Below are 26,729 nucleotides of genomic sequence, written 5' to 3'. Positions count from 1 at the left end.
CGAAAGGCAGATCGATCATCGTGACGGCGCAGCGCCCGACCGTTCCGGCCACCTTCACCGGAGACGCGAACCCCTACCGAGGCGGCGACCCGTACGCGGACTACCGCACCGCCGACCTCCCCTTCACCCGGTACGCCGACCTGGCGGACCGGCGGCTCGGCGCGGGGGTCGTCGCCGCCAACGACGAGTTCTTCGCCCAGCGCGAGAACCTCCTCGTGGCCGGGGCCGCCGAGTTCGACCCCGAGCACTTCGGTCACAAGGGCAAGATCATGGACGGCTGGGAGACCCGGCGGCGCCGCGGTGTCTCGGCCGAGCACCCGTGGCCGACCGCCGAGGACCACGACTGGGCCCTGGTGCGCCTCGGCGCCCCCGGGGTGATCCGCGGGATCGTCGTCGACACGGCCCACTTCCGCGGCAACTATCCGCAGGCGGTGTCGGTCGAGGGCGCCTCGGTGCCCGGTTCACCCTCGCCCGGGGAACTCCTCGCGGACGAGGTGAAGTGGACGACCCTGGTACCGCGCACCGCGGTCGGCGGTCACGCGGCCAACGGGTTCGCCGTCTCCGTGGAACAGCGCTTCACGCACCTGCGCGTCAACCAGCACCCCGACGGGGGCATCGCGCGACTGCGGGTGTACGGAGAGGTCGTGCCCGACCCGCGCTGGCTGTCCGCCCTCGGCACGTTCGACGTGGTCGCCCTGGAGAACGGCGGACAGGTCGAGGACGCCTCCGACCTCTTCTACTCGCCGGCCACCAACACCATCCAGCCCGGCCGCTCGCGCAAGATGGACGACGGCTGGGAGACCCGCCGACGACGCGACGACGGCAACGACTGGATCCGCTACCGGCTCGTCGCCCGCTCCGAGATCCGCGCCGTCGAGATCGACACGGCGTATCTGAAGGGCAACAGCGCCGGATGGGCCTCGGTGTCGGTGCGGAACGGCGACGAAGGCGACACGGGGGAGTGGACGGAGATCCTGCCCCGTACCCGCCTCCAGCCCGACACCAACCACCGCTTCATCCTCGCGGCACCCGCCGTCGCCACGCACGCGCGCGTGGACATCTTCCCGGACGGCGGCATCTCCCGACTGCGCCTCTTCGGCTCCCTGACGGAGGACGGGGCGTCAGGGCTGACGGCACGGCACCAGGAACTGGGCGGCTGAGTCGTCCGGCCCCGTCGTCCGGAGCCGTGGGCCGTGGGCCGTGGCCCGATGGTCCCGTGGGACGTGCCGATGCCGGTGCGTCCCACGGGCCATGATCGGCTTGTGCCGGGTACGACGCCTGTCCAGGCGATCCAGGCGATCCAGGTGATCATCCGGGTGATCCGGGTACCGGGGGCCGGCCTGACGCGTCACGCCGCGTGGCCTCCGTCCACCGCGAACTCCGCCCCCGTCACGTACCCCGCCTCGCTTCCCGCCAGATACGCGACCATCGAGGCGACCTCATGGGCGGCGCCGAAGCGGCCGAGGGCGGTCATCGCGGTCTGGCCCGGTGCGTACGGGCCGTCCGCCGGGTTCATGTCCGTGTCGATGGGGCCGGGATGGACGATGTTGGCGGTGATCCCGCGGTCGCCCAGTTCCCGCGCCAGCGCCTTGGTGAGGCCGATCAGCGCGGACTTGCCCGTGGCGTAGAGCGTCCCCCCGGGGCCGGGGACCCGCTGTGTCATGCAACTGCCGATCGTGATGATCCGCCCGCCGTCCCCGAGGTGCGACGCGGCCGACTGGGAGGCCAGAAAGACCCCCCGGACGTTGACGGCGAGCACCCGGTCGACCTCCGCCGGGGACAGGGAGTCCAACGGTCCCAGAACGCCCACCCCCACGTTGTTGACGAGTACGTCGAGCCGCCCGAACTCCGCGACGACCCGGTCCACCACCCCGCCGGCCTCCGCCGCGTCCGAGGAGTCCGCGCACAGGGCGAGTCCCCTGCGTCCGAGCCCCTCGACGCCCCGTACGACACCCTCCGCGGCCTCCTTGCCCCTCACATAGGTGACGGCCACGTCCGCACCCTCCTGGGCCAGGCGCAGCGCCGTCGCGGCCCCGATGCCCCGGCTGCCACCGGTCACGAGTGCCACCTTGCCGTTCATGGTTCCCTGAGAAGTCATGCGTCCATCCCAGCGGTCGCACACGCCCGACGCTGGCGGCGAACGGACACCGAATTCGCCGGTCGCGGGACCAGCCCGACTCACCGCACACCCTTCTGACACGCAAAGAGATCGGTTCCCAGGTCGGCAGGGCTCCGGCGCCTTCGATGTGCCAGACCTGCCCGTCCGGCATATTTCCCCAGTGACCGGCAGGTCCGGCGGCTTCGTTCTCCCGCTCGGAGAGGACGAAGCCGCCGGACGTCATGAGCTCGGCCTCGGGGACCGACAGAGCAGCCAGTATCGATGAGATTGATCATGGTTGCGTCGCCGTGATCCGGTAGCACAGGCGACATCCTCCATACGGTTCTTTCGGTGAAGGGGAGGGGGAGTGCCTTGACTGCTTCGGGGACCGGAACGCGCGGTGGTTCCCGGTGGAACTCCGGGCGCAGAGTGTTGAGATCGCCGGGCATACCGCGAGAATTGTCCCTATGAACGATGTCTCCTCCTCCCGCGCTGCTCGCCGGCCAGCTCCACCAACTGCCGTCCAGCCCGATCCGATGCTCTATCCGGAGGTGGCAGCCGCTGGCGGAGATCTGGTGTCAGCTCTGCAGCGTGCTGCCGACGGCATGCGCATTGACCTTGGAGGTGTGCAAGGCCCGGAGTCGCCGACGGACCCCTGGAGGCTCATCGTCGCGAGCGTGGATGGTGAGCGTGGCCCCCTCACCGCGACTCTCCAGGAGGAGGAACGGCGCTTCTCAACCAGGATTTGGTGGACCGGTGTTGGAGAGGCGGCTCATGGCGGCACCACCGACTTGGAGACCATGGTCGAGGTGGCTCATGCCTGGCGAGCCGGAATGAAGCTCAGCGAGCTCCAGGTGAGGTGGCCCTCCTTCAAGGCCGACGAGCTCGCGTTGGCGCACGAGCGAGGAGAGGCCGTCGCCTTCAAGTGGCAGCTCACTCGCGACGCCCCCGATCGGCTGATCGACCATGACATCGTCGAAGCGGCGTATGCGGCCCCGGCCCTCCGCGCGCTCTATCCGATGATCAGTCATGGAAGCCTGGGGTTCAGCCGATGCACCCATTACCCGTTCTCGAACGACGTCCCCAGCCTCTTCCCGCTGGGCGGAGGTGGCTGGCGGGTGATCTGTCTGTGGCGTCAGGGAGGTATCCCGCATCAGGAAGCTTTCACTCCGGCGGAGGCCGTCGAGTTCGTTGTGGCGGGGCTGCCCGAAGGCTGCGGGCCCGCGGTGGAGGGGCCCGCCGTGCTGCTGCCCAGCTGAGCAAAGCGGCTCCTGGACCCTCCTCGTCATGCTGAGGAGGGCTGCCTCGGGCTCTGGCAAGGGGCAGCGGCTTGTCCACGGAACCGCATCACGCAATACCTGCCGTCATGTGTCCGGCTCTCACTGCTGTTCAGGCCGCGAAGGTGTCAGGACTTGGTGGTGATGCGCTCTTTATCGGGCAGGGCGGGACGGCCAGAGGCGGGCTGTCCGCCGGCAAGGTTCCGCGGTCTGGTCAGCAGATCTGTCTGGGCGTCGTCGTAGAGGAAGGTGCGGGATACCCCGGCCTGGGAGGCGACCCCGGCGACGGTGATCGGGCCGCCGTCGACTTCACCGACGGCATCAGCGGACCATCGCACCCCCGGTACAACCGTGGCCCGGCATCGCGGTTGTCATCAGCCACGACCAGCCTCAGCCGGGGGACACCGTCCCTGCCCATGCGGCCACCCCAGGACAGTTGACTGCCACATACGCCGTGACTTCGCGCCTGCGGGCTTCGTGAACTACGCCGGACGCACTCTCGGCCTTCCTGTGGGCTGATCTGCAGACGGGAATTTCCCGCTTTGGCTTCTGACCGAGCCGGCAGAACGACACAATGCTGCTGCCTGCGTGAGCGCATGGATACGTAGGGGAATCAGCACAGCCAGGGGGCAGCATGACGGCGTCGTCAGCTGACGGGGTGGACAGGCCGCTGTACGAGCGAGCGAGTGATCTCCATCAACGGGGACGGCCGGAGGAAGCGATTCCTCTGCTGCAGGAACTTCTCCAACGTGAGCCCGACGATGTCGCCGCGCGCTATGCGCTCGGCATCTGCCTGACCGATACGGGTAAGCACGCCGAAGCTCAAGTCCAGTTCCGGCGCGTCGTGGACAGCGATCCCCGGCACCACCAGGCCTCGTACCGTCTCGGTCGGCTTCTCCAGGTTGATGCCGATCTGGATGGGGCAGCGGAGGCGTATCGTCGAGTTCTCTCGGTGATTGCCGAATTCCGCGATACCGCGATCAGGCTGAGGGCCTGTGAGGACGCCCTCGGTGCCGCCGCGCGCGTGCCCTCTCCCGCACCCGGGGGCCCGCCCCTGACCGGTAGGCCTCTCACCCCAGGCCCGCCAACACTACGGTCCCAGTCCGACGCCCACCGGGTCGCGGACCGTGGAGAGCCCAGGTTCTCGGTCGGGCTCAAGGCGCGCCATCTTCTGATCCTGATCACGAAGCGATTCCTGGTCTCCGCCGTCCTGACGCTGGCCGTGCCGCTGATCGGCGGAGGTGTCGGGCTCATGGGCGGCGGTCTGATCCTGCTCCCTGTTCTCGTTTCGTGGATCTTCTTCCTCGCCTCACTCGTCCTCCTGCTGGTGAGGCCGCGGACAAACGGCGCGGACTTCTACGAGTACGGAGTTGACGTGAAGTCCGGCTTCATCAAGCGCAAGGTCCAGTTCATCTGGTACTACCAGATCGTCGAATCACCCAGCTACGTGCGGACGTTCGGTACCTACTTCACCAATACGGCCTCCCTCGGCCTGCGCTACAACGAGGCGGGGGCCTCCTCCACGGCATACGTGGAACTCTCCGGGATCGGCAGCCCGAATGAGGTCAGGGAGATCGGCCGATACGTCGAGTCACGGACCTTCCCTGAGCGCCATCCCATCCGGGGCCCGTGGACCTGAGGGGCCACGGGCCTGTCCGGCTACGTCATCATCTCGGGCGGGGCCATGGAGGTGAAGCTGTCGAAACCGCTCGCCACCGCGTCTCCGTCCGGAAGGCCAACGCCGTCCGTGCCGGTGCCCGTCACGGGGCCGTCGGGACACCCTCCATCGAAGTCGAAAGCGGTGGCTCCAAACCCCTCCCCGGCGATGTGATGCCCCAGTTGCCCGGTGTCACCGGAAGCCGAGGTGGACGACTGGTGCTGTCCAGCCTCCTGACCCGAACCGCCCGAAGCGGAAGGTGGTTGCAGCTGTCCGGCCCCGTCGCCCTGCCCCGTCGACGGCGTGGTGGTGACCGTGTCCTGGTGCGCCTCCCCGGCCGGCGAATCCGCCCCCCTCGGCTCCCCGATGATGGGGATCTCGCCCACGAAGTCGTCGGGTCCCTGGATCTGCCCACCGTCGGTGGGCGGAGGAACAGGGATAGGGGCTGGCGCCTGCGCATCAGTACTCGCGTCTGCCCCGGAGGCGTCCGGGGCGTTTCCGGACGCAGTTCCCCCTTCATCGGAACCACCCCTGGAGACGTGTGTAGGAGCAGGACTGGAAGCGCCGGGGCGGGGAGACGGCACATGGGTCGTCGGCGAGCCTCCCGATGAACCGGTGTGCCCGACGGCAGAGGGAGACTGCCCAGCGTGGTCAGGTGTCTTCGGACCCATCGGATCTTTGTCGGCATTTGGGTGCAGGTGGGCTGTTCCAGGCGGGAACGCGGCATCCGGCGCGCCGTGCGGCTGCGACGTGTCCGACGGTTCCTTGCCGGGGATCGCGTGCGGCGCTTTCTCGGTCCAGTCGGCCGAATGGTGATCCACCTTGATCGGCGGCGCTTTGTGGTAGCCCGCAGGCCCCGCGTCCGGATGCTCATGAGGCGAGGCGGGAGACGCCTGCGGGGCGCCGGATGAGGAGGGCCCCGCACTGGCGTCCTGCGCGGACGTACCGGCATCGTGACGCGGAGCAGGGGTGCTGTGCTGGGCCGTGCTGTTGTAATGATTGGCGGCGTTGAGGCTCCAGCTGGGACCCGCCTCGGAGTCGGTCTGAGACCGATCTCCGCCACCTCCCCCACCACCGCCGTTCGAACCCCGGCCACCGGATGTCCTCGGTGCAGGGGTGCGCCCGCCTGTTCCGAACCGCCTGCCCCGCCCCGACGACCCTGTGCCCCGGCTCCCGCCCCGTCGCGACCCGCCCATCGCATCCACCCCCAACTAGGTACGACTCTGCCTGCTGCTCCAATTGTCCTAAGCCGGGCCCGAATTGTCACCGAGGCTCACGCCCTGGCTCAGCGTGCCCTGCACGACCTCCGCCGCCGGATACATCAGGATCGTGCCGGCCCTTGCGGCATCACGCCGTGAGCAGCACGGACAGGTTCAGACGCAGCTTCTCAGCGATCGCGCGGTCGCCCGATTCGGCAGGGCGTCTTCGCACCGATGCAAATCCCTTGGGCAGCCAGACAGTTGCCGCCGTAGTCTCCCTGGATGACTACCGTTTTCGTCGAAGATCTCGCATGTGCATGCAAATCTGTCGGCGACCTGCTCGCCGAGGTCCGCCCCGAGCAGTGGAAGAAGCCGACGCCGTGTACGGAATGGAACGTGCGCGAGGTGGTGGCCCACCTGGTCGGCATGGACCTGGTGTTCGCAGCCATGATCGAGGGCGGCCCGATGCCCGAACGCGGAGTGGACCGCCTCGGTGACGACCCGGTCGGCGCCTACCGGTCCTCCAGTGCTTCGCTGCTGGCAGCTTTCTCTGGCCCTGGGGTGCTGGAGCGGAGTTATCGCGGACCCTTGGGGAGTGCCACGGGCGCCGAGCGCTTGCAGATCCGCCTGTACGATCTGCTCGCTCACGGATGGGACCTCGCCCAGGCCACCCGAATCCCTGGCCGGCTGCCCGAAGACGTTGCCGAGCGGGCCCTGGCTTTCGCTCAGGCCCAGCTCTCCACCCAGTCCCGAACGGGACGATTCGCCGAGCCACAACCCGTCGAGGAGACCGCTCCGGCCATCGATCGCCTTGCCGCGTTTCTCGGCCGGCCGGTCCCACCGCAGCTGTGAGGCCGATCGAGTGCAACTGACCACCCCGAACCCACTCCCGCTGATGATCTCCGGGCATTGATGAACGCAGGCCGTGAACGCCTGATTGGCAGGGGACTCATTTGTTCCTGGCGGTCTGCTCGATCTGGTCGTCGAGCAGGTTCCGGGCGATGGCCGCGTAGCGGCTCGCGGTGGTGTGGGACAGGTTGAAGACCAGGGCGAGATGCAGTGGGCCGGCGCCATGTCCGGCGATGGTGATCCTGGGGTTGGGCAGGTCGAGGCCGTGACGTCGGCGACGGTGATTTCGCGCAGGTGCCCACGGGGCGTCGCCCAGTTCTCCAGCAGGGGGCGGACGTAGCCGAGGTTTGGCGCGACTGTCACCGTCGAGGAGGACCAGCAGCCAGGCGCGGACGTCGCTGGCGAATCCGGCGGGCGGTTCGCCGGTGCGGTGCGCACTACGGGCGAGGTCGAGTCAGAACGTACTTCGGTCACCGGGACGAGGTAACAGGCCCAGGTCCTGGCACTCTCGGTGGTGCCAGGACCTGGGGGACGAACGCGGAACCCGGGGACTATTGCTCAGCGGACTTCGGCGATCCCCTCATCGCCGGGGTCCTCTCACCGCTCAAGATCAACCGCGCCGATACCGGCTGTTCCGTTGGTCCCCAAGGCCGGAGCTGCCGGACACGCTGGGAGTGGACCAGGCTGTCACCGGTCATGCGGGGCCGATGACCCCCATCGCACCCGGAACGAGGCAATCCTTGCCCGGGGTGGTGTCAGTTCTTGCTGTTGTCCACGATCACCGGAGTGCCGTTCGAGTCCGTGCCGCACGGCACCGCGTACACCGGGTTGGCCTTCGCGGCTTCCTTGTATGCCTCAAGGCACTGGTTGTACAGCACCTTGTCGCTCAGCGACCGCTCGATGATCTTGTTGGCACTGGCGATGCCCTCCGCCTCGATCCGCTTGCGCTCCGCCTCCGCTTTGGCCGTACGCGCCGCCTCGGTGGCCCGCTCGGTGGCCTGCTCCTGCTGGATCTTCTTGTCGATCTGGTCCTGCAGCTTCTCCGACGGCCTCACATTGCGCAGGTTGACGGAAGTGACGTCGATGCCGCGCGGTGCCAGTCGCTCGTTGACGAGGTCGGCGATCTCCGTGCTGATCTGCTCGCGGGCGGATGCGTAACCTTCCTCGCTGGTGTGCTTCGCGAAGACGTTGCGGATGATCTCGCGGCTGTCCGGCAGCACCAGCCGCTCCTCGACGGCTTCCTCGTTGCCCGCCAGCCGGTACAGCGCGACCGCCTTGGCCGGCACCACGGCCCACTTGATGGTGACGTCCGCGTAGAGCACGCCACCCTGCGAGGAGCGGACCTCCACCACGTCCTTGTCCTTGAGGTCGAGGTCCACCGGGCGGGTCGAGAAGGACGTGACGTCGGTGAACGGTGACTTGAAGTGCATGCCCGAGGTCAGCGGTGTGCCGAGCTTGCCAAAGGTGACCGGCACGCCGACCTCGTAGGCACTCACGACATGGATGCAGGCGAAGGTGCCTGCCAGCACACCCGCAAGGGCGCTGAGCGCCGCCCCGAGCTTCCAGTGGCCCGCGGGAGTGCGGCCGCGGCCGACGAGAAGGAGTACTACCGCAACTATGAGCAGCAGGATGGACAGCACGAACACAGGTATCCCCCTCCGGAAACGTGACCGCGCCTCCTGGGGCGCGGCACCGGCGCATCGTAGCGATCTCGGGTGTCGGGTACATGACCCGAGCCAGGCAAGAACCGCCGGCTCCGGTGCCGATCTCCTCTGCGGAGTCAGGGGCAACGGCAAGCTGTAACGAGAACCGGAGCAACGAGAACTCGGCACCGGCCGGGGCGGGAGTGAGCGCACACGCCGACACCTCACCCGGCTGACCGGAACTCTTTGCTCCGCTTCCCGCGTTCTCACGGCGTGACTCTTCAGCAAGAAATCGTCGGCAACGCCATGCAGATGGCGGTCGTCAACCTGCGCCTCGGCCAGACCGTGTACTGCGAAGCGGGAAAGTTCCTGTTCAAGACCACCAACGTGACCATGGAGACGCGGCTCTCCGGACCGTCGGGCGGCGGTGGGGGCGGGCAGCAGGGCGGCGGAGGCGGCATGGGCGGCATGCTGCGCCAGGCCGTGGGCACGGCCATGCAGGCAGGCCAGCGCGCCCTCGCGGGCGAGTCGCTGGCGTTCCAGTACTTCACGTCGACGGGCGGCGAGGGCACCGTCGGTTTCGCGGGCGTGCTGCCCGGCGAGATGCGCGCCCTGGAGCTCGACGGCACGCGCGCGTGGTTCGCCGAGAAGGACGCCTTCGTGGCGGCGGAGTCGACCGTGCAGTTCGGCATCGCCTTCCAGGGCGGGCGGACCGGGCGCAGCGGCGGCGAGGGATTCGTCCTGGAGAAGTTCACCGGCCACGGCACGGTGATCATCGCGGGCGCGGGCAACTTCATCGACCTGAACCCGGCCGACTTCGGAGGCCGCGTCGAGGTCGACACGGGCTGCGTGGTCGCTTTCGAGGAGGGCATCCAGTACGGCGTCCAGCGCATCGGCGGGCTCAACCGGCAGGGTCTGATGAACGCGGTCTTCGGCGGTGAGGGCCTGTCGCTGGCCACGCTGGAGGGCAACGGACGGGTGATCCTTCAGTCCCTCACCATCGAGAGCCTCGCCAACGCCCTGAGAAAGGCCCAGGGCGGCGACAAGCAGGGTCCGACGGGCGGAATGTTCTCGACTAGCGCGGGGTGATCCCCGGCCCGCACGGGGCACGCCGTCGACCGGAACCGGGTGCGAGCCCCGTGCGGGGCGCGGGACCGGTGGAAGGACGCAGGGCGTTTTCGTCGCGGACCGATGAGTTGCGGGCGCCGGTGGGGTCTGTCCTGATGGCAGCAGACCCCACCGCAAGGAAGCAGGCACCGTCATGGGCAAGCTCACCCTCACCGCGTTCGTCAGTATCGACGGAGTCCACCAGGCGCCGGGCGGTCCCGAGGAGGACACCAGCGGCGGCTTCGGCCAGGGCGGCTGGAGCGTTCCCTTCGGCGACGACGACTTCGGGCGCTTCGTCGTCGACAACTTCTCCCACGTCGACGCGTTCCTGCTGGGCAGGCGTACGTACGAGATCTTCGCGGGCTACTGGCCGAAGATGACCGACCCGGCCGACCCGATCGCCTCCAAGCTGAACGCGCTGCCCAAGTACGTCGTCTCCTCGACGATCACCGAGCCCGCCTGGGAGGGCACGACCGTGATCACCGGCGACCTCGGCAAAGAGGTCACCGCCCTCAAGGAGCGCACCGAGGGCGAGCTCCAGATCCACGGCAGCGCCGTCCTCGCTCAGTCCCTCCTCGCGCTCGGTCTGATCGACACCCTGCATCTGATGACCTTCCCCGTGCTGCTCGGCGAGGGCCGCCGCCTCTTCGCCGAGGGCGCCGCCCCCACCGCGTTCCGCCGCACCGGCGGGACGATCACCGGTGCCGGCGTCGCGATCAACACGTACGAGCGCGAAGGCCGGCCGACGTACGGCAGTTACTAGGAGCGCGGGCGGCCGGCTGCGGGCCCTCGTCCGCCGAGGGGCGACAGCCGGCCGCCGAGGCCGACAGCCGACCGCCCTCCGACGAAGGCCGACAGCCGACCCTCGTGCGACACATCAACTCCCAGAAAATTCCCCGGAGTTCACCAAAGAAATCAACGCGCTTGACATTGACATGTCATCTACGCGCATCATCCTGGGTTCATGAGATTCCCCCCACGAACCACCCGTATCGGCGCCCTCGTGGCCCTCATGTCCGCTCTGCTCATCGGCGGCACCGCCGTGGCTCCGGCCGACGCGGCGGCGGCCTCCGTCGGCAGCATCTGTTACGGCGCGCTGCCGTCCCAGGCGTACGACACGCTGGACCTGATCGACTCGGGCGGCCCCTTCCCGTACTCGCAGGACGGGGCCGTCTTCCAGAACAGGGAGGGCGTGCTGCCCGCCCAGTCCACCGGCTACTACCACGAGTACACGGTCAAGACGCCCGGCTCCTCGACACGGGGTGCCCGTCGCATCGTGACCGGCAAGAAGACCCTGGAGGACTACTACACCGCGGACCACTACGTCACGTTCAAGCTGATCAACTTCGGTTGCTGATCCAGGCCGCCGGACGCCCGATCCCTGTTCACCCGGGCTCGAGTCCCGGCCCGTACGGCCGGCCGGTGGCCTCCTGGGCCAGACCGGGGACGCCCTGAACGAGGGCGACGAGACCGCATCTCCAGCACCTGTTTCATGGGACGACCCTCGCCCCGCGGACCCCCCATGCGCATCGGCCGCGGGGCGAGGCGTGTCCGACCGAAGCCGCAGGGCGCCGTTCCCCCGTCGGACGAAGGTCTGAAGCGTGCCGATTCCGGTCGCCGGAGAGGCTCGCGGAGAGGTGGCCGCGGGTTCGGCTGCGTAGATTTGTCGACCGTGAGTGGTGACAGTCCGACACCCGAGCCGCGTGACGTTCCAGCGCCGGTCCTGACCGCCCGGCGCTGGCTGCTGCCGTCGGCCGTGGCCGCGGACCTCGACCCCGACGCCGAGCACGCCGGACCCTCCGGACGGCCCCGGCGCACCGTGCGCGACTGGGTCGTCGACTTCGGCTGCTTCCTGCTGGCCGTCGCCATCGGCCTCGCGGCCGCGAACACCCTCACCGACGACCCGAACGTCCCGCACGCGCTCGCCGTCGCCGACCAGCTCATCGGCGCGCTCGCCTGTGCGGCGGTCTGGCTGCGCCGGCGCTGGCCGCTGGGCCTGGCCATCGCCATGATCCCCGTCGGCCTGGTCTCGAACACGGCGGGCGGCGCGGGACTCGTGGCCCTCTTCACCCTCGCCGTGCACCGGCCCTTCCGGTACGTGGCCTGGGTCGCGGGCGTCCAGCTCGTGCTGCTCCCGGGGTTCTTCTGGCTGCGGCCCGACCCCGATTTGCCGTACCTCGCCGCCCTCGCCGTCACCGCGCTGCTCACCTCCGCGGTGGTCGGCTGGGGCATGGTCGTACGGTCCAAGCGCCAGCTCATGCTGAGTCTGCGGGACCGCGCGCGGAGGGCCGAGACCGAGGCGGCGCTGCGGGCCGAGCAGGCGCAGCGGCTCGCGCGCGAGGCGATCGCGCGCGAGATGCACGATGTGCTCGCGCACCGGCTCACGCTGCTGAGCGTGCACGCGGGAGCACTGGAGTTCCGGCCCGACGCGCCGCGGGAGGAGGTCGCCAGGGCCGCGGGGGTGATCCGGGAGAGCGCGCACGAGGCCCTTCAGGACCTGCGCGAGATCATCGGGGTGCTGCGGGCCGGGGACTCCGACGAGGCGGGGCGGCCGCAGCCGACGCTGGCGGCGCTCGACGCGCTGGTCGCCGAGTCGCGCTCCGCCGGCGCGAAGATCGTCCTCGACAACCGGGTCGTCGACCCCGCAGCCGTGCCCGCGTCCGCGGGCCGCACCGCGTACCGCATCGCGCAGGAGGGACTGACGAACGCGCGCAAGCACGCGCCGGGGGCGGAGGTCACGGTGACGGTACGGGGGTCCGCCGGCGCCGGGCTGACCGTGACCGTCGCCAACCCCGCGCCGCCGGGTCCGGTACCGAAGGTCCCGGGGTCCGGGCAGGGGCTGATCGGGCTGACGGAGCGGGCGACGCTGGCGGGAGGGCGGCTTGAGCACGGGGCGCTGGGGGGTGGGGGGTTCCGGGTTCGGGCGTGGTTGCCGTGGGGGGCGTAGGTGGCTTGGGCGGGCGTTTGTTGTGCGGGTTCGCTGCGCCGGCGTTTGCTGTGTGGGTTCGTTGAGCTGGCCCTTGCGGCGCGGTCCGGTGGGTGGGTCGGGGCCGTGCCGGTACATCCGCCCGTCGCCGTTGGATCAGACGGGGGTTTCGTAGGGAGCCGCTGCTCGATCCGGGCGTAAGCGACGGGCATCCGATGTACCGGCACGGCCCCTCCCGCGCGTTGCCGACTGCGGGTGCGTCGTGGTTTCGGCCGTTCACTACGGGTGCGTGGTGGCTTGGGTGCCGTTCCTCGCGGGTGTGATTTTCAGCCCCTCCGGCGTTTGAGGAGCGGGGTCCGGGGCGGAGCCCCAGGTATTGGGACGGGTAGGGGCGGAGGGGGCGAAGAGCCGGTTGCAGGGCCCGCTGGACCGGGGGTGGTGCGTGATCCAGCCCCTTTGGCGTTCGAGGAGCGGGGACGGGCACTGGCGAGGGCGCTCGTGCGTTGGGCGGGTTAACGGGAGGGAGAGTCGTGATCGATCTGGGGGAGTACGGAGCGCGGTTCACCGAGGATCCGCATCCGGTCTACGCCGAGTTACGCGCGCTAGGTGTATTGACCCGCAGCGTTGTTCACACGGCTGATGGGTGGCTGGCCTCCGAGGGCGGTGTGGCAGCGATGGTAGTTGTAGCCGTGGAGGAAGTCGTCCAGGGCGGCCGTGCGTTCGTCGTTGCTGGTGTAGGGCCGCAGGTAGGCCCATTCGTCGAGCAGGGTGCGGTTGAAGCGTTCGACCTTGCCGTTGGTCTGCGGCCGGTAGGCGCGCGTCAGCTTTCCGGTCGCGCCGATCTCGGCGAGGGCCTGTTTCCAGGCCAGGCCCTTGCGGTAGGCCCAGGCGTTGTCGGTGAGCACGCGTTCGATGCGGGTGATGCCGTGCGTGTGGAAGAACGCAGCCGCGCGGGTGAGGAAGCCCGCGCAGGTGGCGACCTTCTCGTCCGGGTGGATCTCGCTGTAGGCGAGGCGACTGTGGTCGTCGACGGCGGAGTGGACGTAGTCGAAGCCCATGCTGCTGCGGGTGGCGCGGCCGGCCTGGCGTCCGAGGACTTTGTGGCCGCCGCCGTCGGGGATCCGACCGAGCTTCTTGACGTCGATGTGGATCAGTTCGCCGGGCCGGTCGCGTTCGTAGCGGCGGATGACCTGGCCGGTGGGCCGGTCCAGGTGGGCCAGGCGGTTCAGGCCGTGGCGGGTCAGAATCCGGTGGATGGTCGAGGCGGGCAGGCCCAGGATCGGGCCGAGCCGTGCGGGACCGAGTTTGCGGGCCTGCCGCAGTTGGCAGACCCGGGCCTCCAGGGCCGCAGGTGTGCGATGCGGTGTCGTCCGGGGCCGGCTGGAGCGGTCGGCGAGGCCCGGTTCGCCCTCGTCCCGCCAGCGGCGGACCCACTTGTGGGCCGTGGCTCGGGAGACGCCCATCTCGGCCGCCACATGAGCGACCGGGCGGCCCGCGCAGACACGTTCGACCAGCAGCCGCCTGCCATGAACGGTCAGCCGGGCATTACGGTGGGACACGAAGACCTCCGTGCGGTGCAGTCCTAGACAGCTCCACCACATCGGAGGTCTTCGCCATGTTCAAGACCCGCCAGTGTCAACAACGCTCGTGATCAATACAGCTAGGGCCTGTGCACCGGGTGCGGCTGCCATCGCCGGACGCGACCCATGAGACCTGGCTCGTCGTCGGGTACGAGGAGGCGCGCGCCGCGCTCGCCGACCCGCGGCTGGCCAAGAACCCGGACACGGCGGGGTTCGTGTTCTACGGAGAGGAACTGATCGGCCGGCACATGCTGCTCGCCGACCCGCCGCAGCACACCCGGCTCCGGACGCTGATCGCGGGCGAGTTCACCGGCCGGCGGGTCGCGGCACTGCGCCCGCGGATCCAGGAGATCACCGACGAGCTGCTCGACGCGATGCTTCCGCGCGGGCGGGCCGACCTCGTCGAGTCCTTCGCCTATCCGCTCCCGCTGACCGTCATCTGCGAGCTGCTCGGGGTGCCGGAGCCGGACCGGGCGGCGTTCCGCGAGCTGTCCACGGAGACGGTGGCTCCCACCAGCGCCGAGAGTGAGCAGAAGGCCTTCGTCCAACTCGCCGACTATCTGGGCGATCTCATCGAGGACAAGCGGTGCGCGGGTCCCACCGACGATCTGCTCAGCGGTCTCATCCGCACCACGACCGAGGACGGTGACCGGCTCTCGGCGGGGGAGTTGCGCGGTATGGCGTTCCTGCTCCTCGTGGCCGGACACGAGACGACGGTCAACCTGATCTCCGGCACCGTCCGGGCGCTGCTCGGCCATCCCGGCCAACTCGCCGCCCTGCGGGCCGACATGACGCTCCTCGACGGCACCATCGAAGAGACCCTGCGCCACGACGGGCCGGTGGAGAACGCGACCTTCCGCTATGCCGCCGAGCCGCTCGACATCGGCGGCACGGCGATCGCGGCAGGGGAAGAGGTGATGATAGGCCTCACCGCGGCCGACCGCGACGCAGCGCGCTATCCCGCGCCCGACCGCTTCGACCTCCGGCGCGAGCCCCGCGGCCATCTCGCCTTCGGTCACGGCATCCACTACTGTCTGGGCGCGCCGCTGGCCCGGCTCGAAGCCCATGTGGCTCTCCGCTCCCTGCTGGAGCGGTGCCCGGACCTGGCGCTCGACGGACCGCCGAGCGGATGGCTGCCCGGCATGCTGATGCGAGGTGTGCGCCGTATGCCGGTGCGCTGGTGAGCGGCCCGGTGCCGTGGGAGGAGCGTTGCCCGTGCTGCGTACGGCGGAGATCACCGCGGAGCTGACCGGCCTGGAGAACACCCGCCACCAGCTCTACTGGCGCTCCCGGCTGGAGTTCACCCTCGACTGCTTCATCTGCGAGCGGACCGGGCGGACCACGGTGTTCGAGCGCGGCGCCGAGCAGGCCCAGTGCTCCGGCAGCCGCAGTGGATTCCAGAGCCACCGCACCGCGGGCAGGATCGCCGGGTTCGACACGACGACCGGCCGGGACAGGCTCGCGGTCCGCGCCCTGGTCGACTTCTGGTGGGCGCCCTTCACCGACACCCGGGACGACCGGAAGGCCGCCGCGCCCACCAGCCACCCCTGGGTTCGACTGCACCTCGCCTATCACTGCCCGGAGGCGAAGGAGTCGGGGACCGGCAGCATCCAGACCAACCTGGTGCGGCCGTACCACCTGAGGTGCAAGCACTGCGACGGCCTGCTCGCGGTCGACCGCGAGACCCCGGCGGTCCGGCTCCTCGACGGCCAACGATGACGCACTCACTCCCCGTTGTGAAACTCCCGCCGGAAGGCGCCCGGTTCGGCAAGGAAAGGGGTCCGTGGGGCGCGATGCGCGCCCTGGCTCAGAGCCTGCCGCCCGGGATCTCCGCCGGGGAGACCGCGCGTCGCTCGCGCCGCGACAGCTCGCAGGCCTCGGCGATGCGCAGCGCCTCCAGTGCCTCGCGGCCGTCGCAGGGGTTGGCGCGCTCGCCGCGGACCACCTCCACGAAGGCGGCGAGCTCCGCCTCGTACGCGGGGCCGAAGCGTTCCAGGAAGCCCGTCCACGGTTTGTCCGCGGGCGGCGGTCCGGCAGGTTCGGTCGAGGCGATCGGCGTACGGTCGTCCAGGCCGACGGCGATCTGGTCCAGCTCGCCGGAGAGCTCCATGCGGACGTCGTAGCCCGCGCCGTTCATGCGGGTGGCCGTCGCCGTCGCGAGCATGCCGTCGTCGAAGGTGAGGACGGCCGCCCCGGTGTCGATGTCGTTCGCCTCGCGGAACATCGAGGGCCCGGCGTCGGAGCCGGTCGCGTACACCTGGACGACCTCACGGCCGCTGACCCAGCGCAGCATGTCGAAGTCGTGGATCAGGCAGTCGCGGTAGAGCCCTCCGGAGAGCGGGAGGTAGTCGGCCGGGGGCGGCGACTGGTCCGACGTCATCGCGCGTACGGTGTGCAGCCGGCCGAGCCGGCCCGAGCGCACCGCCTCGCGGGCGGCCGTGTAGCCCACGTCGAAGCGGCGCTGGAATCCCATCTGCAGAACCGTTCCGGCGGCGTCTACCTCGGCGAGCGCGGCCAGCGTCCCCGCCAGATCGAGCGCTATGGGCTTCTCGCAGAAGACCGGGAGCCCGGAGCGTGCCGCCCGGCCGATCAGTTCGGCGTGGGCCGAGGTGGCGGCCGTGATGACCACCGCGTCCACGCCCCAGGTGAAGATCTCGTTCACGGTAGGCGCCGCCGTCGCGCCCAGCCGGTCCGCCAGCCGCTGAGCCCGTACGGGATCCGCGTCCGTGACGATGAGAGAGCCGCCGACCTCACGGTGGCGGCTGAGAGTGGCCGCATGAAATGTGCCGATACGGCCCGCTCCGATGAGTCCGATGCGCATGGGAACAAACTGAGGGGCCACCCGTCGCGCTGTCAATGGTTTGTCCGGACAATCGAACTTCACAACTTCCCGTCAACATCTCCCGGAGCTACGCTCGATCCGTGGCCAAACCAGTTGTGGATCCGACCGTGTCGCTCCAGCTCAGCGTCGACCGCACCAGTCCGGTCCCGCTGTACTTCCAGCTGTCGCAGCAGCTCGAGGCCGCCATCGAGCGCGGAGCGCTGACCCCGGGAAGCCTGCTCGGCAACGAGATCGAGCTCGCCGCGCGGCTCGGTCTGTCCCGCCCCACGGTCCGCCAGGCCATCCAGTCCCTCGTCGACAAAGGGTTGCTCGTGCGGCGCCGAGGCGTCGGCACCCAGGTCGTGCACAGCCAGGTCAAGCGCCCTCTGGAACTCAGCAGCCTCTACGACGACCTGGAGTCGGCCGGCCAGCGCCCCGCGACCCAGGTGGTCGTCAACACCGTCGAACCGGCGTCCACCGAGGTCGCGGCCGCCCTCGGGGTGACCGAGGGCAGCGAGGTCCACCGTGTCGAACGGCTGCGTCTCGCGCACGGTGAGCCGATGGCGTACCTGTGCAACTTCCTGCCCCCCGAGCTGATGGAACTCGACAACGAGCGCATGGAGGCCACCGGCCTGTACCGGCTGATGCGCGGGGCCGGCATCACCCTCCACAGCGCCCGTCAGTCCGTCGGCGCCCGCGCGGCCAGCGCGGACGAGGGCGAGCGGCTCGACGAGCCGGTCGGAGCCCCCGTGCTCACCATGCAGCGCACCACCTTCGACGACACCGGTCGCGCCGTCGAGTTCGGCTCCCACATCTACCGCGCCTCGCGTTACTCCTTCGAGTTCCAGCTCCTCGTACGCCCCTGACCCGGCGGTCTGACTTCCCTACGGCCGTCGAGCGTCGTCGAGGCCCGTTCTGCCGTGCGCGGGAGCCGTGATTTGGGCGGATGATCCCAATGATCGATACTTGGCCGTTTGGGCCGGTACGAAACCGGTCCTCAAGGGCCCGCGGGAGGGCCCCCGGGCCGGTCCTCACGGCCCGGCACACCAAGAGCACGGCAAGAAGGGCACGGCCTCGTGGCACGGACACGGACCTGGGTGGGCATCGCGCTGGCGGGGGCGCTGACAGTGTCCCTCGCGGGATGCAGCAGCACCGGGGGGAAGCGAGCCGAGGATGCCCGCAAGGCGGCGGCGGCCCAGGGCAGGGCCGCGGTGAACACGCCCCGGTGGACCTTCGCGATGATCACCCACTCGGGAGACGGCGACACCTTCTGGGACATCGTCCAGAACGGCGCCAAGCAGGCCGCCGTCAAGGACAACATCAACTTCCTGTACTCGCACGACGACGAGGCCCAGCAGCAGGCGCAGCTCGTGGACGCCGCCGTCGACAAGAAGGTCGACGGCATCATCGTCACGCTGGCCAAGCCCGACGCCATGAAGGCCGCCGTTGCGCGCGCCCGCAAGGCCGGCATCCCGGTGATCACGGTGAACTCCGGCTCCGCGGAGTCCAAGGCCTTCGGCGCGCTCACGCACATCGGCCAGGACGAGACGATCGCCGGTGAGGCCGTCGGCGACGAGCTGAACAAGCGGGGCCGCAAGAAGGCCCTGTGCGTCCTGCACGAGCAGGGCAACGTCGGGCACGAGCAGCGCTGCGCGGGCATGAAGAAGACGTTCGACGGGACCGTGGAGAACCTCTACGTCACCGGCACCAACATGCCCGACGTCCAGTCCTCCATCGGCGCCAAGCTCCAGGCCGACACGTCGATCGACTCGGTCGTCACGCTCGGCGCGCCCTTCGCGGACACCGCGGTCAAGGCCAGGCAGGACGCGGGCAGCAAGGCCGAGATCGAGACCTTCGACCTGAACGCCAAGGTCGCCGCCGAGCTCAAGGACGGCACCCTCGGTTTCGCCGTCGACCAGCAGCCCTGGCTCCAGGGCTACGAGGCCGTGGACCTGCTCTGGCTCTACAGGTACAACGCCGACGTCCTCGGCGGCGGCAAGCCCGTCCTGACCGGACCGCAGATCATCACCAAGGACCAGGCCGCCGAACTGCAGCGGTACGCGGACCGGGGGACCCGATGACCGCCACGGCACCCGCGCCGGCGCCCGGCCCCGAGACCGACGAGCGCCTCCTGAAGACCTCGCCGCTGCGCAAGCTGCTGAGCCGCCCCGAGCTGGGCTCCGTGGTCGGCGCCGTCGCGGTCTTCCTCTTCTTCGCGGTCTTCGCGGACAGCTTCGTACGGGCCGCGAGCCTCAGCACCGTCCTGTACGCGGCCTCGACCATCGGCATCATGGCCGTCCCGGTCGCGCTGCTGATGATCGGCGGTGAGTTCGACCTCTCCGCGGGTGTCATGGTGACCAGCTCCGCGCTGATCTCGTCGATGTTCAGCTACCAGATGACGGCGAACGTCTGGGTCGGCGTGTTCGTCTCGCTGTTCGCCACCCTCGCGATCGGCGTCTTCAACGGCGTCATGCTGACCCGTACCGACCCGCCGAGCTTCATCATCACGCTCGGCACCTTCCTGATGCTGACCGGCATGAACCTCGGCTTCACCAAGCTGATCAGCGGCACGGTCTCCACCAAGTCGATCTCCGACATGGAGGGCTTCTCCTCCGCCAAGGACGTCTTCGCCTCGACGATCACCATCGGCGGTGTCGACTTCAAGATCACCATCCTGTGGTGGCTGGCCCTGGTCGCCGTGGCCACCTGGATCCTGCTGCGCACCCGCGTCGGCAACTGGATCTACGCCGTCGGCGGCGGCGAGGAGGCGGCCCGCGCGGTCGGCGTCCCGGTCGACAAGACCAAGATCGGCCTCTACATGGGCGTCGCCTTCGGCGCCTGGATCTCCGGCCAGCATCTGCTGTTCTCGTTCGACGTCGTGCAGTCCGGCGAGGGCGTCGGCAACGAACTGATCTACATCATCGCGGCCGTCATCGGCGGCTGTCTGATCACCGGCGGCTACGGCTCCGCGATCGGCGCCGCCGTGGGTGCGCTGATCTTCGGAATGGTCAGCAAGGGCATCGTCTTCGCCGAATGGAACCCGGACTGGTTCAAGTTCTTCCTGGGCGTGATGCTGCTCCTCGCGACCCTGCTCAACCACTGGGTCCGCAAGCGCGCGGAGGCGACGAAGTGACGACGGAGAGCGACATGACCGGGGAACCCGTCGCCGTGGAGCGTCCGGCGCTCGTCGAGCTCGACGACGTCAGCAAGTACTACGGCAACATCCGCGCCCTCGAAGGTGTCTCGCTGGAGGTCCACGCGGGCGAGATCACCTGTGTGCTCGGCGACAACGGCGCGGGCAAGTCCACCCTCATCAAGATCATCGCGGGTCGTCATCAGCACGACGGGGGCATCCTGCGCGTCGAGGGCGAGGAGACCCGGCTGTCGTCCCCGCGTCAGGCCCTGGACCGCGGTATCGCCACCGTCTACCAGGACCTCGCCGTCGTCCCGCTGATGCCGGTCTGGCGGAACTTCTTCCTCGGCTCCGAGCCGCGGAAGGGCTTCGGCCCGTTCAAGCACCTCGACGTCGACCACATGCGGCGCACGACCCACGCGGAACTCCTGCGGATGGGCATCGACCTGCGCGACGTCGACCAGCCGATCGGCACCCTCTCCGGCGGCGAACGCCAGTGCGTGGCCATCGCCCGCGCCGTCCATTTCGGCGCCAAGGTCCTCGTGCTCGACGAGCCCACCGCCGCCCTCGGCGTGAAGCAGTCCGGTGTGGTCCTCAAATATGTGGCCGCCGCACGAGACGCCGGACTGGGTGTTGTGTTCATCACCCACAATCCGCATCACGCCTATCTCGTGGGTGATCGTTTCGTCCTGCTGAAGCGCGGCACCATGTCGGGCAGCTACGCCCGGGACGGGATCACGCTGGACGAGCTGACGCGCCAGATGGCGGGCGGAAGCGAGCTGGACGACCTGCGGCACGAGCTGGAGAACCGTGCCCTGTGAGGGGCGCGGGGCCGTGACCCGGACGGCCCCGCGGGCCGGCAGGGTCAGGCCACAGAAGGCCCACAGGTCACATGTGTCACCGCGCTTCCACGGTGCGGCCCCGGTGCGGCGTAAGGCAGAATCGGCGCGATGAGCACCTACCGCGACCTCGCGCTGCCCCGAGCTCTCGGCTCCGCTCGCGCGGGGGGCACCCCCATCGGCTCCGCGCGGGCCACCGTCCTGCGGACCGTGGGCACACGCGAGCGCCGTTCCCATCTGACGGCACCCCGCGTCCCCACCGTCGGCATCGACATCGGTGGCACGAAGGTGATGGCGGGTGTGGTGGACGCCGACGGCAACATCCTGGAGAAGGTCCGCGCCGAGACGCCGGACAAGTCCAAGAGCCCCAAGGTCGTCGAGGACACCATCGTCGAGCTGGTGCTGGACCTCTCCGACCGGCACGACGTGCACGCCGTCGGCATCGGCGCGGCCGGCTGGGTCGACGCCGAGCGCAGCCGCATCCTGTTCGCCCCCCACCTGTCCTGGCGCAACGAGCCGCTGCGCGACCGCCTCGCCGGGCGGCTCGCGGTGCCGGTCCTGGTCGACAACGACGCCAACGCCGCCGCCTGGGCCGAGTGGCGCTTCGGCGCCGGGCGCGGCGAGGACCACCTCGTGATGATCACGCTCGGTACCGGCATCGGGGGCGCGATCCTGGAGGACGGCCAGGTCAAGCGCGGCAAGTTCGGGGTCGCCGGAGAGTTCGGCCACATGCAGGTCGTGCCCGGCGGCCACCGCTGCCCGTGCGGCAACCGCGGCTGCTGGGAGCAGTACAGCTCCGGCAACGCACTCGTCCGCGAGGCCCGTGAACTCGCCGCCGCCGACTCCCCGGTGGCCTTCGGGATCATCGAGCACGTCAAGGGCAACATCGGGGACATCACCGGCCCGATGATCACCGAGCTGGCACGCGAGGGCGACGCCATGTGCGTCGAACTCCTCCAGGACATCGGTCAGTGGCTCGGCGTCGGCATCGCCAATCTGGCCGCCGCCCTGGACCCCTCCTGCTTCGTCATCGGCGGCGGTGTGAGCGCGGCCGACGACCTGCTGATCGGACCCGCCCGCGACGCCTTCCGCCGGCACCTCACGGGCCGCGGCTACCGCCCCGAGGCGCGGATCGCGCGCGCCCAGCTCGGCCCCGAGGCCGGCATGGTCGGGGCCGCCGACCTCGCGCGGCTCGTCGCCCGCCGCTTCCGGCGTGCCAAGCGGCGCCGCGTGGAGCGCTACGAGCGGTACGAGCGCTACGCCGAGACCCGCCGCACGACGCAGCAGGAGTCGCGGTGACCGCCTCTCTCCCCCGTCAGGCGACATCCCCGGACGAGCCCCGGCGGCCGCCCGAGGACCCGCGCCACAAGTTCCGCCGCCGCGCGCTGACGCTGCTGATCATCGTGCTGCTCATCGGCGTACCGGCCGGTTACCTGGTGATCTCCGCCGACCAGAGCCGCAACAGCGGCAAGGACAAGGAGGAGAAGTACTCGGCGACCGGCCTCACCTCGGGCTGGCCCTCGCGTGTCCAGCGCCGCCTCTACCAGGTGCCCATCCCCGGAAAATCGACCGACGTCGCGTACTACGAGACGAACAACTGGAAGACCAGCCGGCTGTACGTCCAGTTCGGCACCACCCAGGTGGGTCTCGACGCCTTCCTCAAGGGCGTCGGCACGAGCCGTTCCGCCCTGAAGAAGGACCACATCACCATCAGCGACCGCAATCAGAAGGTCGTCGGGTGGGACTTCACGGGCCCCGGCCCCTGGTGGGGACTCGTGCACAAGCAGAAGGACCCCGCACCCACCCAGGACATCGTCGTGAACGGTTCCCAGACGGACCACCCCATGGTGTACATCGTCTCGCGCACGATTCCGTAGCCCGTCCCGCTCACGATCCCGTGCCTCGGTTCTGCGCGTCCCGGCCCGGACGGGTCCGGCGCCGCCCGCCGTGGTCGTGGGAGCCGGTTGTCAGACCCCGCCCGTAGAGTCGAGGACAACTGATTCGACCGACGGGCGGGAGGTGACCGGGCGTATGCGGGACACGGCGGAAGCGGTGACCGCGCGGGTGCCTTCCGCGGGCGCGCCTTCGGCATGGGCACCCTCCGCGTCCGCGGCGGATCCCCGGCCGCGGGACCTCACGCGGCCGCCGGCCGACCAACCGCCCTCCGTGCGGCTCGCCGCCGTCTTCCTGCCCGCGCCGCTGCCCCGCGAAGGACGCGTCGCGTTCTGGGACCCGCGGGGCGAACCCCTGCCCGCCGGCGACGACGTGGACGGCCCGCGGCCGGGGGAGCACCCCGACGGAGCGACGTCGCCCGGCACGCGAACGTCCGCGCGCGAGCACACGGAACTGACGGTCGTACGGCCGCACGGCTCGGGCGTCCGCAGGAGCACCGTCCCCGCCCTGATCCTCTCCGTCGGCGAAGCCCTGCCCGTGCTCGCCGGGGCGCGGCGCGACCCCGGAGCCCATCCCGCCACCGTGTGCTGGGGCGCCGCCGCGCTGCACGCGCTGCGCCTCGTCGCCCGCGGCCGCCTGCTGCCGGGGCTCACCCCCGACGGCTTCGACGCCTGGCGCGCGGGTCCCCTGAACCCGGACGACATCGCCCACCTGCGGTCCGTCGCCGCGGCCCTCCCGTACGAGGGACACGCCGTCCCCCTGCCCGGCAGGGGACCGGTCCGCCTGCCCGAACCGGAAGCCCTGGTGCGGTCCTTCCTGGACGCGGTCGCCGACACCCTGCCCCGCACCCCCGCCGCGCCCTACACCTGCGGCAAACCCTTCGCGGCCCGCGAGCCGCAGCGGCTCGCGGGCGCCCACGACTGGGCCGCCGAGGTCGCCGCCGGCATGGACGCGGGCGTGCGGATCTCGCTGCGCCTGGACCTCTCCGCCCACCAGCTCTTCGACGACGGAGAGGGGGCGCGGCGCGCGGGCGCCGCCGTCGTCCAGGTGCACAGCCTCGCCGACCCCACCCTCGTCGTCGACGCGGCCGCCCTGTGGGCCGGGGACGCCGACACGGTGTTCGGACCCCGCGCCCGCGTCGACGCCGCCCTCGCCGTCCGTCGCGCCGCCCGGGTCTGGCCACCCCTCGACCGACTGTCCGAACAGGACGTGCCCGATGTGCTCGCCCTCTCCGAGGACGAGCTGTCGGACCTGCTCGGGGTCGTGGCGACCCGGCTCGGCGCCGCCGGTGTCGCCGTGCACTGGCCCCGGGACCTGGCGCACGACCTGAGCGCCGCCGCGGTGGTACGTCCCGCGCCCGGTTCGGCGACCGACGGGACCGGGTTCTTCGAGAGCGAGGAACTCCTCCAGTTCCGCTGGCAGTTGGCCCTCGGCGGAGATCCGCTCAGCGAGGCGGAGATGGACGCGCTGGCCGAGGCCCACCGGCCGGTCGTCCGGCTGCGCGACCAGTGGGTCCTGGTCGACCCCGCCCTGGTCCGCAAGGCCCGCAAGCGCGAACTGGGCCTGCTCGACCCGGTGGACGCCCTGTCCGTCGCGCTCACCGGAACCGCGGAGGTCGACGGGGAGACCGTCGAGGCGGTCCCGGTCGGGGCCCTCGCCACCCTGCGCGACCGCCTCACGGCGGGTGTGACCCCCGTCGAGCCCCCGCCCGGCCTGGACGCCCGCCTGCGGGACTACCAACTCCGCGGGCTCGCCTGGCTGGACCTCATGACCTCCCTCGGCCTCGGCGGCTGCCTCGCCGACGACATGGGCCTCGGCAAGACCGTCACACTCATCGCGCTCCACCTGAAGCGGGCCCGCAGCGAACCGACGCTGGTGGTCTGCCCCGCGTCGCTCCTCGGCAACTGGCAGCGGGAGATCACCCGTTTCGCGCCCGGCGTCCCCGTGCGCCGGTTCCACGGCCCCGACCGCACCCTCGACGGTCTCGACGGCGGCTTCGTCCTCACCACGTACGGCACGATGCGTTCGGCCGCCGCCCACCTCGCCGAACAGCGCTGGGGCATGGTCGTCGCGGACGAGGCGCAGCACGTCAAGAACCCGTACTCGGCGACGGCGAAGGCCCTGCGGACGATCCCGGCGCCCGCGCGCGTCGCGCTCACCGGCACCCCCGTGGAGAACAACCTCTCCGAACTGTGGGCTCTGCTGGACTGGACGACCCCGGGTCTGCTCGGCCCCCTCAAGTCCTTCCGCGCCCGGCACGCGCGCGCCGTGGAGAACGGCGAGGACGAGGAGGCCGTGGCCCGGCTCGCCCGGCTGATCCGCCCGTTCCTGCTCCGCCGCAAGAAGTCCGACCCCGGCATCGTCCCCGAACTCCCGCCGAAGACGGAGACGGACCACCCCGTCCCGCTCACCCGCGAACAGGCCTCCCTGTACGAGGCGGTGGTCCGCGAATCCCTGCTGGCGATCGAGACCACCGACGGCATCGCCCGCCGGGGACTGGTCCTCAAGCTGCTGACCTCCCTCAAACAGATCTGCGACCACCCGGCCCTGTTCCTGAAGGAGGACGCGCGGGCGGCCGCACAGGGGACCCCCTCCCGTTCGGGCAAACTGGCCCTGCTCGACGAACTGTTGGACACCCTGCTCGCCGAGGACGGCTCGGCGATCGTCTTCACGCAGTACGTCGGCATGGCCCGCCTCATCACGGCCCATCTGACCGCCCGCGCCGTCCCGGTCGAACTCCTGCACGGCGGAACGCCGGTCGCCGACCGCGAGCACATGGTGGACCGCTTCCAGAGCGGGGAGACCCCCGTCCTGGTGCTGTCGCTCAAGGCCGCCGGCACCGGCCTGAACCTCACCCGCGCCGGCCATGTCGTCCACTTCGACCGCTGGTGGAACCCCGCCGTCGAGGAGCAGGCCACCGACCGGGCCTACCGCATCGGCCAGACCCAGCCCGTCCAGGTGCACCGGCTCATCACCGAGGGCACGGTCGAGGACCGGATCGCCGAGATGCTCGAAGCGAAGCGGGCCCTCGCCGAAGCGATCCTCGGCTCCGGCGAGGCGTCCCTGACGGAGCTCACCGACCGCGAGCTGTCGGACCTCGTCTCGCTCCGGAGGCCGTCATGAGCGGGACCGAGGCGGAGGAGCCCTGCATGCCCGGGACCGAGGCCGGCGAACCGGCCGAGGGCGCCGGGCCGGGTCTGCCCCGTCCCGTCACCGGAGACCGCCCCGCCGACGAGGCCCGTCGGGCACTGCGCGCCGCACGGCTGGCCGCGGCGGCCGACGATCATGCGGGTGCGGGTGCGGGTGCGGGTGCGGGCGCGGGTGCGGGTGCTGAGCGTGAGGCGGCGGCGGACACAAGGTCCGTGTCGTCCACGCCCTCCGATCTGCCGGTGCCGTCTGTGCCGTCTGTGCCGTCTGTGTCACCCGTGACGTCCACTGTGGCCCCTGTGGCCCCCGCGGCCCAGGCATCCGGGGTACCCGCGAGGGCGTCCGCTCCGGGGGCGAGGCCGGGCGACGTGGCGCGCGAGGCTCTGCGAAGGGCGGCGGCGAGCGACGCGCCGCTTCCGGTGTCCGAGGATGCCGCCGAGGCCGGCTCGGGGAAGAGCCCCGACGGGACACCGACAGGGCATCCGGCGTCCGGGGAGCCCGCCACGACCGGTCGTTCCGATGCGCGGCCCCAGGGAGGCGCCCGCCCCGGCGACATCGCG

22 protein-coding genes and 1 pseudogene are annotated in these 26,729 nt (G+C 70.5%); 17 read left to right on the top strand and 6 right to left on the bottom strand.

Annotation, left to right across the window (positions count from 1 at the left end; all coding sequences use genetic code 11):
* Positions 1–20: 20 nt before the first annotated feature.
* Positions 21–1,160, top strand: coding sequence for an allantoicase (gene alc / locus OG780_RS09565; protein ID WP_328446632.1), 1,140 nt, complete (start codon positions 21–23; stop codon positions 1,158–1,160).
* A gap of 188 nt (positions 1,161–1,348) precedes the next feature.
* Here alc and OG780_RS09560 read toward each other — a convergent pair whose 3' ends face one another.
* Positions 1,349–2,098, bottom strand: coding sequence for an SDR family oxidoreductase (locus OG780_RS09560; RefSeq protein WP_328446630.1), 750 nt, complete (start codon positions 2,096–2,098; stop codon positions 1,349–1,351).
* Between the two features lie 467 nt (positions 2,099–2,565).
* On the opposite strand from OG780_RS09560, the gene OG780_RS09555 reads away from it, so the two are divergent.
* Positions 2,566–3,357: a DUF6193 family natural product biosynthesis protein gene (locus tag OG780_RS09555; protein WP_328446628.1), complete on the top strand. Its 792-nt coding sequence runs from the start codon at positions 2,566–2,568 to the stop codon at positions 3,355–3,357.
* Positions 3,358–3,503: 146 nt separating this feature from the next.
* Here the strand turns inward: OG780_RS09555 and OG780_RS09550 are convergent, their stop codons facing one another.
* Entirely contained in the window at positions 3,504–3,713 is a 210-nt protein-coding gene (locus OG780_RS09550) for a hypothetical protein (protein WP_328446626.1), read from the bottom strand.
* A 296-nt stretch (positions 3,714–4,009) separates the two neighbouring features.
* Between OG780_RS09550 and OG780_RS09545 the strand changes: the two genes are divergently transcribed.
* A complete protein-coding gene (locus OG780_RS09545; RefSeq protein WP_328446624.1) occupies positions 4,010–5,014 on the top strand; it encodes a tetratricopeptide repeat protein in 1,005 nt (334 codons plus the stop codon).
* Positions 5,015–5,034: 20 nt separating this feature from the next.
* On the opposite strand, the gene OG780_RS09540 is transcribed toward OG780_RS09545, so the two are convergent.
* Positions 5,035–5,418 carry a hypothetical protein gene (locus OG780_RS09540; protein WP_328446622.1) on the bottom strand — a complete coding sequence of 128 codons (384 nt, stop codon included), beginning with the start codon at positions 5,416–5,418 and terminating at the stop codon, positions 5,035–5,037.
* Positions 5,419–6,513: 1,095 nt separating this feature from the next.
* On the opposite strand from OG780_RS09540, the gene OG780_RS09535 reads away from it, so the two are divergent.
* Positions 6,514–7,083, top strand: coding sequence for a TIGR03086 family metal-binding protein (locus OG780_RS09535; protein ID WP_328446620.1), 570 nt, complete (start codon positions 6,514–6,516; stop codon positions 7,081–7,083).
* A gap of 752 nt (positions 7,084–7,835) precedes the next feature.
* On the opposite strand, the gene OG780_RS09530 is transcribed toward OG780_RS09535, so the two are convergent.
* Positions 7,836–8,726 carry a prohibitin family protein gene (locus OG780_RS09530; protein WP_328446618.1) on the bottom strand — a complete coding sequence of 297 codons (891 nt, stop codon included), beginning with the start codon at positions 8,724–8,726 and terminating at the stop codon, positions 7,836–7,838.
* Positions 8,727–8,996: 270 nt separating this feature from the next.
* Here OG780_RS09530 and OG780_RS09525 point away from each other — a divergent pair, with 270 nt between their 5' ends.
* From OG780_RS09525 to OG780_RS09510, 4 genes are all read left to right on the top strand, one after another.
* Positions 8,997–9,812 carry an AIM24 family protein gene (locus tag OG780_RS09525; protein WP_328446616.1) on the top strand — a complete coding sequence of 272 codons (816 nt, stop codon included), beginning with the start codon at positions 8,997–8,999 and terminating at the stop codon, positions 9,810–9,812.
* Positions 9,813–9,984: 172 nt separating this feature from the next.
* Positions 9,985–10,593 carry a dihydrofolate reductase family protein gene (locus OG780_RS09520; protein WP_328446614.1) on the top strand — a complete coding sequence of 203 codons (609 nt, stop codon included), beginning with the start codon at positions 9,985–9,987 and terminating at the stop codon, positions 10,591–10,593.
* Between the two features lie 201 nt (positions 10,594–10,794).
* Positions 10,795–11,187, top strand: coding sequence for a ribonuclease domain-containing protein (locus tag OG780_RS09515; RefSeq protein ID WP_326784718.1), 393 nt, complete (start codon positions 10,795–10,797; stop codon positions 11,185–11,187).
* Positions 11,188–11,502: 315 nt separating this feature from the next.
* Positions 11,503–12,777, top strand: coding sequence for a sensor histidine kinase (locus tag OG780_RS09510; RefSeq protein ID WP_328446612.1), 1,275 nt, complete (start codon positions 11,503–11,505; stop codon positions 12,775–12,777).
* 581 nt (positions 12,778–13,358) lie between these two features.
* Here the strand turns inward: OG780_RS09510 and OG780_RS09505 are convergent.
* On the bottom strand, positions 13,359–14,315 hold the full coding sequence (locus OG780_RS09505) for an IS481 family transposase (RefSeq protein ID WP_328444966.1): 957 nt from the start codon (positions 14,313–14,315) through the stop codon (positions 13,359–13,361).
* A gap of 104 nt (positions 14,316–14,419) precedes the next feature.
* Between OG780_RS09505 and OG780_RS09500 the strand changes: the two are divergent.
* Positions 14,420–15,520: pseudogene (locus OG780_RS09500) on the top strand (cytochrome P450 family protein); the annotation flags it as partial.
* 31 nt (positions 15,521–15,551) lie between these two features.
* Positions 15,552–16,055, top strand: a complete 504-nt coding sequence (locus OG780_RS09495) for a hypothetical protein (RefSeq protein ID WP_328446611.1) — start codon at positions 15,552–15,554, stop codon at positions 16,053–16,055.
* 88 nt (positions 16,056–16,143) lie between these two features.
* On the opposite strand, the gene OG780_RS09490 is transcribed toward OG780_RS09495, so the two are convergent.
* Positions 16,144–17,157, bottom strand: coding sequence for a Gfo/Idh/MocA family protein (locus OG780_RS09490; protein WP_328446610.1), 1,014 nt, complete (start codon positions 17,155–17,157; stop codon positions 16,144–16,146).
* Positions 17,158–17,273: 116 nt separating this feature from the next.
* Between OG780_RS09490 and OG780_RS09485 the strand changes: the two genes are divergently transcribed.
* From OG780_RS09485 to OG780_RS09455, 7 genes are all read left to right on the top strand, one after another.
* Entirely contained in the window at positions 17,274–18,023 is a 750-nt protein-coding gene (locus tag OG780_RS09485; protein WP_328458021.1) for a GntR family transcriptional regulator, read from the top strand.
* A gap of 210 nt (positions 18,024–18,233) precedes the next feature.
* Complete coding sequence (locus OG780_RS09480; protein WP_328446608.1) at positions 18,234–19,238, top strand: sugar ABC transporter substrate-binding protein; 1,005 nt, start codon at positions 18,234–18,236, stop codon at positions 19,236–19,238.
* Entirely contained in the window at positions 19,235–20,290 is a 1,056-nt protein-coding gene (locus tag OG780_RS09475; protein ID WP_328446606.1) for an ABC transporter permease, read from the top strand. Before OG780_RS09480 ends, OG780_RS09475 begins: the two co-directional genes overlap by 4 nt.
* Positions 20,291–20,304: 14 nt before the next feature.
* Entirely contained in the window at positions 20,305–21,111 is an 807-nt protein-coding gene (locus OG780_RS09470) for an ATP-binding cassette domain-containing protein (RefSeq protein ID WP_328446604.1), read from the top strand.
* Positions 21,112–21,240: 129 nt separating this feature from the next.
* A complete protein-coding gene (locus tag OG780_RS09465) occupies positions 21,241–22,428 on the top strand; it encodes an ROK family glucokinase (RefSeq protein ID WP_328446601.1) in 1,188 nt (395 codons plus the stop codon).
* Positions 22,425–23,006 (top strand): sugar kinase, encoded by a 582-nt coding sequence (locus OG780_RS09460; RefSeq protein ID WP_328446599.1) that lies wholly within the window; start codon positions 22,425–22,427, stop codon positions 23,004–23,006. Before OG780_RS09465 ends, OG780_RS09460 begins: the two co-directional genes overlap by 4 nt.
* 154 nt (positions 23,007–23,160) lie before the next feature.
* Entirely contained in the window at positions 23,161–26,145 is a 2,985-nt protein-coding gene (locus OG780_RS09455; RefSeq protein WP_328446597.1) for a DEAD/DEAH box helicase, read from the top strand.
* Positions 26,146–26,729 lie beyond the last annotated feature (584 nt).

It is taken from the genome of Streptomyces sp. NBC_00386, assembly GCF_036063235.1.
In the GTDB taxonomy this organism is placed as follows: Bacteria; Actinomycetota; Actinomycetes; order Streptomycetales; family Streptomycetaceae; genus Streptomyces.
Note: the sequence above shows the minus strand (reverse complement) of the source record. Positions and strands in the feature narration are given on the sequence as shown.

Bases quoted from the DNA above. Each gene is read 5' to 3' on its own strand.
- OG780_RS09455 (WP_328446597.1), top strand. From the start codon at position 23,161: ATGCGGGACACGGCGGAAGCGGTGACCGCGCGGGTGCCTTCCGCGGGC.
- OG780_RS09475 (WP_328446606.1), top strand. From the start codon at position 19,235: ATGACCGCCACGGCACCCGCGCCGGCGCCCGGCCCCGAGACCGACGAG.
- OG780_RS09560 (WP_328446630.1), bottom strand. From the start codon at position 2,098: ATGACTTCTCAGGGAACCATGAACGGCAAGGTGGCACTCGTGACCGGT.
- OG780_RS09490 (WP_328446610.1), bottom strand. From the start codon at position 17,157: ATGCGCATCGGACTCATCGGAGCGGGCCGTATCGGCACATTTCATGCG.
- OG780_RS09555 (WP_328446628.1), top strand. From the start codon at position 2,566: ATGAACGATGTCTCCTCCTCCCGCGCTGCTCGCCGGCCAGCTCCACCA.
- OG780_RS09470 (WP_328446604.1), top strand. From the start codon at position 20,305: ATGACCGGGGAACCCGTCGCCGTGGAGCGTCCGGCGCTCGTCGAGCTC.
- OG780_RS09515 (WP_326784718.1), top strand. From the start codon at position 10,795: ATGAGATTCCCCCCACGAACCACCCGTATCGGCGCCCTCGTGGCCCTC.
- OG780_RS09465 (WP_328446601.1), top strand. From the start codon at position 21,241: ATGAGCACCTACCGCGACCTCGCGCTGCCCCGAGCTCTCGGCTCCGCT.
- OG780_RS09520 (WP_328446614.1), top strand. From the start codon at position 9,985: ATGGGCAAGCTCACCCTCACCGCGTTCGTCAGTATCGACGGAGTCCAC.
- OG780_RS09545 (WP_328446624.1), top strand. From the start codon at position 4,010: ATGACGGCGTCGTCAGCTGACGGGGTGGACAGGCCGCTGTACGAGCGA.
- OG780_RS09535 (WP_328446620.1), top strand. From the start codon at position 6,514: ATGACTACCGTTTTCGTCGAAGATCTCGCATGTGCATGCAAATCTGTC.